This window comes from Edaphobacter aggregans DSM 19364, assembly GCF_000745965.1.
In the GTDB taxonomy this organism is placed as follows: Bacteria; Acidobacteriota; Terriglobia; order Terriglobales; family Acidobacteriaceae; genus Edaphobacter; species Edaphobacter aggregans.
On sequence record NZ_JQKI01000158.1, the window covers coordinates 1 to 11,362 of the forward strand.

8 protein-coding genes and 1 pseudogene are annotated in these 11,362 nt (G+C 54.8%); 4 read left to right on the forward strand and 5 right to left on the reverse strand.

What is annotated here, in order from left to right; translation table 11 throughout:
- Positions 1 to 417 precede the first annotated feature (417 nt).
- The 3 genes from tal (at position 418) to Q363_RS27405 (ending at position 3,696) form a co-directional block, all read left to right on the forward strand.
- The gene (tal, locus tag Q363_RS27395) at positions 418 to 1,503 is read left to right on the forward strand and encodes a transaldolase (RefSeq protein ID WP_035357050.1); all 1,086 of its coding nucleotides are present in this window, start codon (positions 418 to 420) and stop codon (positions 1,501 to 1,503) included.
- Between the two features lie 460 nt (positions 1,504 to 1,963).
- Positions 1,964 to 3,481, forward strand: a complete 1,518-nt coding sequence (locus Q363_RS27400) for an FAD-dependent oxidoreductase (RefSeq protein WP_035357051.1) — start codon at positions 1,964 to 1,966, stop codon at positions 3,479 to 3,481.
- A complete protein-coding gene (locus Q363_RS27405; protein WP_035357052.1) occupies positions 3,481 to 3,696 on the forward strand; it encodes a hypothetical protein in 216 nt (71 codons plus the stop codon). Before Q363_RS27400 ends, Q363_RS27405 begins: the two co-directional genes overlap by 1 nt.
- 77 nt (positions 3,697 to 3,773) lie before the next feature.
- Here Q363_RS27405 and Q363_RS27410 read toward each other — a convergent pair whose 3' ends face one another.
- The 5 genes and pseudogenes from Q363_RS27410 to Q363_RS27430 form a co-directional block, all read right to left on the reverse strand.
- Positions 3,774 to 5,657, reverse strand: coding sequence for a glycosyltransferase family 39 protein (locus Q363_RS27410; protein ID WP_245632513.1), 1,884 nt, complete (start codon positions 5,655 to 5,657; stop codon positions 3,774 to 3,776).
- A gap of 293 nt (positions 5,658 to 5,950) precedes the next feature.
- On the reverse strand, positions 5,951 to 6,634 hold the full coding sequence (locus Q363_RS27415) for a Rossmann-fold NAD(P)-binding domain-containing protein (RefSeq protein WP_035357055.1): 684 nt from the start codon (positions 6,632 to 6,634) through the stop codon (positions 5,951 to 5,953).
- A 135-nt stretch (positions 6,635 to 6,769) separates the two neighbouring features.
- Positions 6,770 to 7,723, reverse strand: a pseudogene (locus Q363_RS27420) (MFS transporter); the annotation flags it as partial.
- Positions 7,724 to 8,569: 846 nt separating this feature from the next.
- Positions 8,570 to 9,355: a pentapeptide repeat-containing protein gene (locus tag Q363_RS36940; RefSeq protein WP_157467681.1), complete on the reverse strand. Its 786-nt coding sequence runs from the start codon at positions 9,353 to 9,355 to the stop codon at positions 8,570 to 8,572.
- A gap of 591 nt (positions 9,356 to 9,946) precedes the next feature.
- On the reverse strand, positions 9,947 to 10,549 hold the full coding sequence (locus tag Q363_RS27430; protein ID WP_035357058.1) for a TetR/AcrR family transcriptional regulator: 603 nt from the start codon (positions 10,547 to 10,549) through the stop codon (positions 9,947 to 9,949).
- 631 nt (positions 10,550 to 11,180) lie between these two features.
- On the opposite strand from Q363_RS27430, the gene Q363_RS27435 reads away from it, so the two are divergent.
- Positions 11,181 to 11,362, forward strand: a 182-nt coding sequence (locus tag Q363_RS27435) for a Clp protease/crotonase-like domain-containing protein (RefSeq protein ID WP_035352604.1), incomplete at its 3' end; no start/stop codon positions are given.

Below are 11,362 nucleotides of genomic sequence, written 5' to 3' on the forward strand. Positions count from 1 at the left end.
AATGTCTTCGTTGCAGATCCCGGTAGAAATGCTCTGCCTCTCCATCGCTGTGGTTCAGTCGCCGTTCGCCGGTCTCGCCCGTCTCCGTATCTAGAAACGCTACTTGCTGAAAGCTTGGGTGATAATCCACTCCTACAATGATCATGTTCGGCTCCTTCTTCCGAACCTTCAGTCGTCGATGCCCCAGAGTCTAATCGCGCCTCGACAAAGCAAACACTGTTATGAAATCAAGTGGCGTGCTTTCCAATGTCGGCTGGTTATGGCTATTTGGCGACAGAATTGCCATGCTACTTTCACTGCAATCGGCGGATTGTCGGGAGCGGTGTCTAACACGTGCGTCCAGGACCATGAAGCTCGGTTTACATTTCCGGAGAGGTGAACCTACACTGTCGATGTGAAGGCATGAGAGGAGGCATTATGAAAGCCACGCTGGCGCTTCATAAACTAGGACAGAGTCTATGGCTCGACAACATCACTCGTGACCTGCTCGATAACGGCACATTGAAACGGTACATCGATGATTTTTCGGTCACAGGCTTGACCTCAAATCCGACCATCTTTGAGCACGCCATCTCAAAAAGCAGCTCGTACGATGCGGAGGTCGGCCGGCTAATGAAGGCTCGTCTCTCGAATGAGGACGTGTTCTTCGAGCTGGCATTGCAGGACTTGACGCGAGCTGCTGATCTGTTCGCTGCCGTTCACGAGAGCACGGCGGGCGTCGATGGCTTCGTTTCGCTTGAGCTGTCGCCGCTATTGGCCTACGACACCAAGAAATCTGTAGCAGCGGCAAAGCTTCTTCACGGAAAAGGAAATCGTCCAAACTTGTTCATAAAGATTCCGGGAACAACTGACGGCGTTCCAGCGATTGAGGAATCGATTGCAAACGGTGTCGCCATCAACGTAACGCTTCTCTTCTCTTGTGAGCAGTACTTGGCATCGGCTGAAGCGTACATGCGCGGCCTTGAGCGGCGCGTGTCCGCCGGTCTCAGCCCGGATGTTCGCTCCGTCGCATCAGTCTTCCTGAGCCGTTGGGACGGCGCAACCATGGACACGGTTCCCGAAGCGTTGCGCGATAAATTGGGGATCGCTGTCGGGCAACAGGTCTACAAAGCATATCGGGATACGCTGGAGTCTGATCGTTGGCAACGCCTGGCCAATTTCGGTGCCCGTCCGCAACGTTTGCTCTTTGCCAGCACTGGTACCAAAGACCCCAAGGCCTCAGATGTTCTCTATATCCACGCGCTCGCTGCGCCGAACACGATCAACACCATGCCGGAGAAGACGCTGCTGGCGTTCAGCGAACACGGTAAGGTAACCGAGACGCTTCCGCGAAATGGGGGAGACTGCGAGTCTGTTCTGACAGATTTCCGAAAGGCAGGAATCGATCTCGACAAACTTGCTGCGGACCTCCAATCGCAAGGTGCCAAGTCCTTCGACGAATCGTGGAAGAAGCTGCTCGACGCCATAGAGATTAAAGGCAAAGTCTTACAAGGCGCCAACTAGAAGTCGTCTCATGAGATTCGGGATGGCGGCCTGCGCGATTCCCGACCAATGCCAACGTCTTCTTGAGATAGGTCCGTATCTACACCGAGGGTAAGCGGTCGATCAGACTGCAACATTCCGTGGCGAGGCGTGCCACAAACAGGACACGCTTCGGCTTTCAAGGTAATCTCTGCGCCGCAGCAGGTACAAAAAGCTGCCATGCCGCTAAACCTCCAACTTTCTATGTCCTTTTGATGCACACAGAAATATAAGGATTCGACGCGAAGAAGTACCTATCCGCTTTAGCGCCGCAGTAGGGGTTTCGGCGCTTTCTGCCCATGAATCCGGCGCAACCTAACCGCGCCCAGAATCGATCATTTATTCGGACCCACACTCCCGCGCAAAAGGTATCGACATCTTGCTGTCGCTCAGATCGATCGAAGCACAGGTAGAATGACGGGCACGCGGTGAGGCGCGGAATATGAACGACCTTGAAAAGCCTGACTTGAAAAGTGGAGTTTCCTTTGCCAGCATCCCAGACGGTGGAAAGCTGCTTGGAGTGGTCGATGGAGAAGAGGTGTTCCTGGTGCGATGCGGGGCGCAATTCTTTGCGGTGGGTGCGTACTGTACGCACTATCACGGGCCGCTCGCGGATGGATTAGTGGTTAATGACGAAGTGCGATGTCCTTGGCATCACGCATGTTTCAGCCTGCGCACGGGCGAGGCTTTGCGGGCTCCCGCGCTAGACCCAATCCAGTGCTGGCACATTGAACAAGTCGGAGACAAGGTTTTCGTAAAGGAAAAAGTCGTGACCGCGGCTCCCAGGCGGGTATCGACGACGGTGCAACCCTCTTCAATCATCATCATTGGCGGAGGTGCCGCAGGACTCGCGGCTGCAGACATGCTTCGTCGCAAAGGATACAGCGGCCCATTGACGATGATCAGCGCCGACAACGCTCCACCCTGTGACCGTCCCAATCTTTCGAAAGATTTTCTGGCCGGAACCGCGCCCGAAGAGTGGATTCCACTGCGACCACCCGAGTGGTATTCAGAACGGAATATCGACCTGGTCCTGAATTCGCGTGCTACGTCACTGCATACGAAGCAAAAGAAGATCACCACGGAAGATGGCAAGACGTACGAATACGGAGCACTGTTGCTCGCCACAGGAGCAGATCCGGTAGAGCTCGCGCTGGAAGGCGCCACCCCTTCGGAGATCTTATATTTGCGTTCGTTCGCGGATAGTAAGGCGATTGTGGCGAAAGCGACGTCGGCTAGTCAGGTAGTTGTGGTCGGTTGCAGCTTCATTGGCCTGGAGGTGGCAGCCTCGCTGCGCGCGAGGGGTATCGTCGTGCATGTCGTTGCGCCGGACCAGGTGCCAATGGAGAGAATATTCGGATCTCGAGTCGGCGCGTTTGTTCGTAGCCTTCACGAGTCGCACGGAGTTGTCTTCCATCTGGGCGAGACCGTGAGACATGTTGACGGAGACAAGGTGACAATGACCGGCGGGCAAACTATTGAGGCTGATTTCATTGTTCTCGGTGTAGGCGTTCGGCCATCGATTAGCTTGGCAGAACAAGCTGGCTTGAAGATGGACCGCGGAATTGCGGTGGATGAATATCTGGAAACAAGTGCGCCGGGAGTGTTTGCCGCAGGGGATGCAGCACGCTGGCCCTATCCCCTCACCCGTGAGCGAATTCGCCTAGAGCATTGGGTGGTGGCAGAGCGTCAAGGACAGACCGCTGCGAGGAATATGCTGGGCCTTCATGAGCGGTTCGAAGCAGTGCCATTCTTTTGGAGTCAGCATTACGACGTGGCGATCAACTATGTGGGTCATGCGGAGAAGTGGGACACGATCAACGTCGATGGAGATATTGAAAAGAGGGATTGCTCGATCAGCTACGAGCGGGACGGACGCACCTTGGCGGTGGTGACTATTTTCCGCGATCTTGAAAGTCTAGTGGCGGAGTCGGAGCTGGAGAGGCTGATCAGGGGGTAGTGAAAGAACCACTCTTTGAGTTGTCGCTCCTCCCGCAGGCCGTCTCCCCGCGCGTAGGTATCACCGGCATTCCGGAAGAATGCAGCCGTAATACCGCGTTCGCCGTCAAGTTGCCGGAAAGCGACTTTTCGGCCAAGTACCTCTGCGTTCCATGCCCGATGAGCGCACTGGCGATAATGCACTCACCGAGTTCGGTCATCATCGTCGGAGAATGAGTGGACGCTGACGCGTGCTTGTTGCCAATGTGCTGCGAGATCCATACGTCTACGCTCTTGCCTGACGGTGAGCCAGTTCAGTGGCTCGTCTTTGCTAGAAGCTCGGCAAGCAGACTCTTCTGGAAGGCAGGATCGAGCTCCGACGAGTGAAGCGCGGCCGCATACTCCGATTGGGCCGCTCTCGTGTCCCCTGTTGCGGCCAATGCATCACCCAGAAGCGCATGGGCCTCAGGATTATTCGGGTCAAGATTCACTGCAATTCGCGCTTCGCGGATCGTACCCGCGGCGTTGTGTTGCTTCGCAAAGTCTATAGCCGCCCCGATATGTTCGAGTGCCGCGGCAGCCCCTAGTCTGAATTGTCCTCGATAGACGTATACTCCGCGATCAATTACCTCTGCCGGTTGGATCGATCTAAATTGAGCATAGGGATTCTCCTTGCCAGGTATGTCTGCGCCAGCCAATACCCCATCGCTTATCAACACCGTGCCTGACACGTTCGGATCTTCACCGAAGCGCATGGTATCGAGTCCCGTCCATAATGCTGATCCTGTCGGCAGCACGCGACAGTTGACTCCATAATCTTTGAAATCCACGGGGCCCTGTGCGAAGTAGGCAAAGTAGCAGGGTTGAGACGGGTGCGTCTCAAGGTACTGTCTGACAGCTTTGAGTTGCTGGCCCCAATCTACATTGGAATCGGAGAGGTACAAATGCGTCTTCGATGGTCCTCCCCAAGCCTCATTCGCGTAGGCCAACAGTCCCGGGCGTGCAGTTACTGTTGTGACCAACTGCCAGAGCAGAAGAACAACAAATCCATAGATGAACTTCGGATTCTTGGAAACGAGATACGAGGCGCAGCCAGCGATCAGGATGTAGAGCATCGGGAACATCGGAGACAGATGCCTGTACCCGATGCCGAGGTTGGAAGATGTTGACAGCAGGAAAATGAATAAGGGAGGGACAGTCAGGAAGACAATCTCGCGGCGCATTTGCCACCTGCCTCGAAACACAACAGCCATCGCCAACCCGAACAGGATCAGGAACGGCAACGTGCTCTTGATGAGGAAAGCAGCTGGGAAATACCAGTGCGGAGCACCAGGGTAGTCCCGCCCGAAGAGATAGCTCGGGAGATCGCCTGCTGAGATCTTTGTGTCTGCCAACCCGTATATATAGGCCTCAGGTAACAGGTGAAATTTGCTCATCATCGTAAACGCACGACGGCTCAGTGGCGAAGTAAGTTTCTGCAGATACTCCTCACTCGTCGGGTTCAACTGGAGAGGGCCAGGTCGAGCCGCATAGCGGAAGTGGTATAGAGTCCAGATGCATCCCACTCCGATCAACGAAATAACTACGATCGCAGTGATCAGTTGCCGAGGCGAAGGAGACTTCATACCCGATCGCCAGCAGTCGATGACTGCGATCAGGCACAAGACCGGAACAATGAACACCCCCGTGAACTTGACTGTCATAGCCAGGCCGACGGCGAGCCCAACGATGATCATTCTGGCGACGGTGGGACGCTGCACGTATCTGTAGAACGTATAAACCGCGGCAAGCATTGTGAGCGAGGCCCCAATATCCGTAGTCACGTAGGCGCCGTGGGCAAGGAAATTCGGGTCCAGACAAAAGAGCAGCAGGGCGAACATGGCCGCTTTGTCGCCAAACATTTCCCTTGCGCAGAAGAAGAGCAACGTGGCAAGGAAAACGGTAAGCAGCGAAGCCATGACCCGTGCAGGTATCAAGGTTTGATCGATGCCATTGGCAACGAGGAAACCCTGGCCTAGAACGAAGCCCTCTTTCTTGAAATGATCGCCCGTGAATGCCGGTTGCTTGATGTCTCGGTGCAAGAGGGGAATAGCGTCCCACATCTTCACCAGAGGCGGAACCTCAGGGTTGTAACCAAAATCTCCCCGCTCCCAGGAGAGCCACCCTGAATAGAGATGCTGTGACTCATCCCAACTCACGGAATCACGCTTTGCAGTGTGTAAGCAGATGGTAAAGAAAAGGAGGATGACTATTGCTGCTGAAACGGCCGTGACCCGAGACATGCTACGGCGAGGCGCACTCTGAGAGGTGAGAACAGGCATCATCGTGTGTCAGTTTTGCGTCTGGAAAGATATTTCGTAATTGTAACGATACTGGTTGAGGTGAGGGCTGCATAACGGGCATCGTAAGGAACCCTCGGCTTGTGGTGAGCCATGCTACCATGGCGGCTTCGAATGATGCATTCAGGCCGATGCGCTCCACGCAAGAATTCCTAAGGCACGCTATTGAACTGCGCAGCGAGTTTTTTCATTGCTGCATTTCCGCGAGTAACTTCACCAGCCTCTCGACTGTGCAAAGCTATCTCTGCGGCGATTGAGCGACCGAGAATTCGCTGATCAATATTGCCAAACGACCCAGGCACGAGGCTTCCCAACCAACCGACCCAGGGCGGGGTATGAGCGTTGCCGACAATGATGCCGGGGCGAAATATGGCGAGGCGGGCAAAACCGACATTGCGCACGGTGTCTTCCTTCATGCCCATTACTCGCACATAGCGAAACCGGCTGCGAGCTGTGCTTCCTGCCGCAGAAAGTAGGCAAAACTGGGCGATTCCGGCGTCATGGCAGCCACGCGCAAAGGCACCGACAACGCCGAGCTCAAGTCGTTGCAATTCTTCTTCGCTCCAGCGCATCGATCCAGAACCGACACCCACACAGCTCACGGCGCTGGCGGGACCTTGGCTTAAAACTTCGCGGGCAAGGGCGGCAGTGCGCTCGGCAAAGTCAGCAGCGCCGGTATCAAGAACGACGTTGCGCACCCGCGATCGTGGCGCAATGGGCTTTCTGGTGACCATCACCACTTCCCGGCACTGCGAAGTTGTTAGCAGTTCCGCGACGGCTGCACCGCCGACTTGTCCGGTACCACCAAGGATAATTGCTGCGAAACTCTGCTTCACAAATAGGACCTCTGCTTAGGTAAGGATGCGACAGCCCCATTCACCCCAGAGGGATCTGGGAGTCCGCAACGCTCGCGCCGATCGATTGTTGCCACCCCCTGCGCCGGAATCTCCCGCCTCACCATTTGAAGCCGCTCAGCCAGCATCCCGCTGCGGCGGTTGATCTGGAGCTCCATCCTTTGAGCGGCTACCCTTCCTGAGGTTGAGAACTGGCACAAGGGCCATCGCGATGATGGCGGCAGCAAGCAGACTGGCACTCGGATACCCGAATTTGTCGGCCATCGCTCCACCAATGATTGCGCCACTCGCGGATGCGATGGCCGCCGCAGCATTAAACAGTCCCATGGACGTACCTTCGCTGAATGGCGCCAGCGCGGCCGACATGTCGTTTGAGGCGACGCTCAGGAGTGGCCAAATCCCCTGGAAGGCCCCGTAGAGCACCACTACAGCCAGTACGGGAGAAAATGGCAGGCGAAAGAATCCGAGGAGTCCGAGTCCCGCGAGTGAAATCATGCGTACGGCGATTCCTGTGCTGAGCACTAGAGCGGGTCCGCGCCGCGTGGCTAGGCCTCCAGCGATGTTGTAGAGCGGAATGCTTAGCGCAGTGGCCACTGACATGAGGAGCGAAGATTTCGCCACCGCCATGCCGAAGCTCTTGAGCATCAGTACCGGGTAAAGAGAACAGAACGCCGACACTCCGAGCGAAAAGAGAAACCAGCTCGCAAGAAAGACGCTGAAGCCTGTCAAAAATGCTGCGCGCAATGCTCTCAGATCCCGTAAGTGAAACCTGTGCAGGTGGGCAATTACAGAACTGGTGAGTGGTTCAACCCGCCGCACCAAGCGCGCAAGTTGAGCTCGCTCCACTTCAAGGGTTGGCATATGAAACCGGCCGCCGGGCACGGGCAGGCCAATTCCGCCTACGATGAGCGCCGGCACCACCAGGAACGCGGATGCGAGCATTCCAAGCTGTGGGCGGAGCAGACCAGCACCGGCCAGACCCAGCATGGACCCAATCGCGTTGAAGGTCTGCAGCCAGCTGATGCGGCGGCTCCATTCATCGGCCGATGTGAATTCCACGATGAAGAGGGTGGCGACTGTAAACCTTGACCTCCACCGTGTGAAGGTGGCACTCTACGGGCATCTTATTGACGGTAAATGGTTTATTAGCCGGATGAGTCGGCAAAACCGGCACGATCGGCGATATTTGCTACCAAATTGCTACCAACCTTTCTAACTATCAACCAAGTGGGGCCGATGGGCTGGCCGTGCGGGATCAGCCCAGTTTTCCTCTCGTTCGGACGGCATTAAGTACTTTGCCCCATAAATATCTTGCTGCCCCGACATCCGGTACATTGTGAGGGCATGCTCGATTGATTTCCAACCAATGGGGATGCGTTTCCATGGGGCCGACTAATGGCCATGATTTCTCGCGACCCATTGATTCTCAAGGATGGATCCTGAGGTAGGCCCCGAACCTACAACCCTTCGGTTAACAGGCGGTTCATGAAGGCCGGAGCACATGTGTTTTCAACGGAGTAGAGAGGAGCGCACAGGAGTATTTGGAGTCCCTGCGGCGCACAATTTGACGAAGAATTTGACGAAGTTCTGTTCTCGATCCTGGCCGTGGAGGAGCAGATCTCATACCGGAATCTTCGCATCCTAGTTCCCTGCTTTCGATGACTTTCAAACTCCGCCTCTCCCCATGGGATTACTGCCAGGATGCATCATGTTGCCAACCGTTATCGGCTTTTATTTTGTAGTCGTTTCATGCGGTTGGGGCGCGGCAGCACCGCGCCTGAAGGTTCTGACGCCAGGCTGATCGGAATGCCTGAGAAGACCCGCGGCTTGCTGAACGGAAATCCAGCTCTCGACCACCTCCGATTCTCCTCGTAACTCGCCGCAGCAGCAAGTTGCCGCCTTCTCCGGATCACACCATCACACTACTCGCCCCTCTCGCATCTGTTGATGCTTCTTGACCGACTCGTGAGCACCAACTAGCGCATCCGTCCGCGATCTACTCAACAGTGCGGTTATTAATTGTTCATCGACATTCAGCTCTTCACTGTCAATTAGTCTCGCCGTCGGGTTGGGAGCAGTGCTCATCAACGTGTCGAAAAAATTCGCAGTCCACCACTGCACGTTCACGAGAATCGACTCTTGGTCAAACCTAGCGTGCCATAGCTTTGCGTTATGGACAGAAGCGTTGCTCAAGTCGGCCCCTTCGAACCTTGCTTCCTCTAGTCTTGTGTCAGCCAGATCTGATCCGGTCAGTACCGCGCCCGAAAGGTCTGCACCGATCAGTCTCGCTTTGGACATCTGTGCCCCTATCAGACGCGCTCGTGACAAATCGACTTCGTACAGAAACGCACCATGTAAACGTAGCCGACCACCCTTCAACGAAGGCATCCTCAGGTCAGCCAATTTACCGCGTACCAAAAAAATTCCGTCTAGCGACAAGGCTGGTTGATCAGTCTGACGTGACGTGCCCGCTTGCGCCCTGAAAGGCCACCATTCCGTGTAGCGCTCAGACTCGTTCAGCGCTGTCGCCAGCTTGAAGAACGGATCGACACGATGCAGCTGCCGTTGCTGTTTCCCCGCTCGTGGCTTCTCCCACGTACAGTAGAAAATATCTTCATCCAATTCGTGTGGGCTTAGGCAGGTTCTCTCCAAATCCCATAAAGCCTTCGGATTGATACCCGTCCGCGCCGCAAGAATGATCATGAAGGGGATAAGGTGCTGAGGGCTTGTCGGTACCACGCCAGGCTGGTGCCCATCCAGAATTTGCTGACTGTCCTTCTCCGCCGCGATCAGGATTTTTTGAAAGTCTGATCGTGAAAGGGCACGGGATTCTGTCTGGTCATTGTCGGAACCCGCGAAGAGATTTCTTGGGGTGGAGAAAGACTGATCGAAGCCTTCTGGGTAGAGCCGCCGCGCTCTTCTCAGAAAACAGCAGCATGCAGCGAAGAGACGGCAAACCTGCCAGAAGCGGGACAGCAGACAGGAAAGTTTACGGCGGAAGGACTTTAGAAGTACCCGCCTCGCAACAATCCATCATTGTTTGACTTCCGCCAGATCTTTACTGCAAAAGATTCCTCATCTGCGTTCGTTAGCGTTGTCGGCCGCTTGTCCCGTGGGACATTCTGGGCATCTCCGAGATTACGAACGAAAACTGGACCTTCATTCGCTCTGGGCCGACCGTTGACGATGGCTGTCTTACGAGGCGCCAGTTGAGGTTTGACCCTGGTCGAGTAGCCAACTCGCATGAGAAAACGAGTTAGTGTTTCAGATCCCGCCTGACTCAATCATCCCCAATCATCGTGGTTCAAAAGCAAGAATAACGTTTTCCCAGATGCGTTCAGCAAAGTTCTTGTCCAGTGGGGCATGGCCCTGCAACCATCGGAAGAAGAGCGGGCCATTCAGTGCATCCATCAAAAGTTCCGGGTCAGTCGTCCGCTTCAGTTCTCCCGCCCTGATAGCTCCTTGAATGATGCTTCGCTGTATCTGACGTATGGGGATCACATACTTGTTGAGAAACATTCGCCGGAGGGTCTTGTCTTCATGGATACCGGTGACCAGACGTGCTATGACCTGTCCATCTTTTGAGGACGAAAAATCGATGGCCCGCAAGCTGAATTCACGAAGACGTGCCAGACCGGAACCGCTGCCAGAAATCGCGAAGGTAGGCTTGACATGCTCAAAGCACGCGTCGAACAGGATTTCTTCCTTCGAATTCCACCACCGATATAAGGTGGCGCTGCTCACACCGGCCGCCTGGGCTATTTCATGGGAGCCCACGGATTGAAATCCTTTCTTCCTCAATAGCTTGTAAGCAGCCTCTAAGATGTGTTCCTTCGCTTCCTCACTTCTTGGCCGACCGGAGGTTCTGGCCCTGTTCTTTGTGTCCCGATGCTGCATCTCTGCCTCCCCCAATTACGAAAATAATTGTTTCGCTTCTGACTGACAAGCGTCTGATTAAACATCCGTAATAACGAAACCAGTGGTTTCGTAATGGGAACATGTAATTGTCAGGCGGCTTGTAGTTCGATAGCATGACGCTGTATTGAGAACTGAGAAAGCATAAGGAGATTGTCATCGTGAGTGTAATGGTCAATGAGAAAGGGTGTAAAGCATGATGAGTCTCACCATCACCAACGAGCTAAGGATCCGATTTTCCTTCCTCGCCCACGTGCGCACCATGAGCAGCAGTCCCTGTCAAGAGACGAACATGCCGGCGTCAACTTATCGCTCGGTAAGGGATTACGGTCACGAGCTGGAGTGTTAGAAATCGGTCCTGCCAGCACTAATGAACAGATTCGAATTGCATTCGAGGACTCTTGATGCACACAAGTGTTTGGCCACCGAAGTGCACATTTAGGTGTGTCTCGGCAAGATGGCCCGAGTTGTTTGAAGTCGGAGAAATGAAAAACATCGGATAGGCATTTGACTTCCTGTTCGGCCGCCTTCTGACGTGAAGTCTGACGGAACCACTGAGGGAAACGCAACCTAATTTTCATTGAGAACTGACCCAGCAAGGAGATAGAGAACCATGCCAGAAAGTCTGACCCAATCCGTACCGCCGACGCAGATCGCGAATAACATCGGGATCGCAACCATCAGCAATCCGCCAGTAAATTCCCTCAGCAGCGGCGTTTGCGAGAAGCTGCTCGCGTCCTTCGACGAGTTTGAGAAAGCCCGTGTCCGCGTCATCATCATTGGTGCGGATCCAAA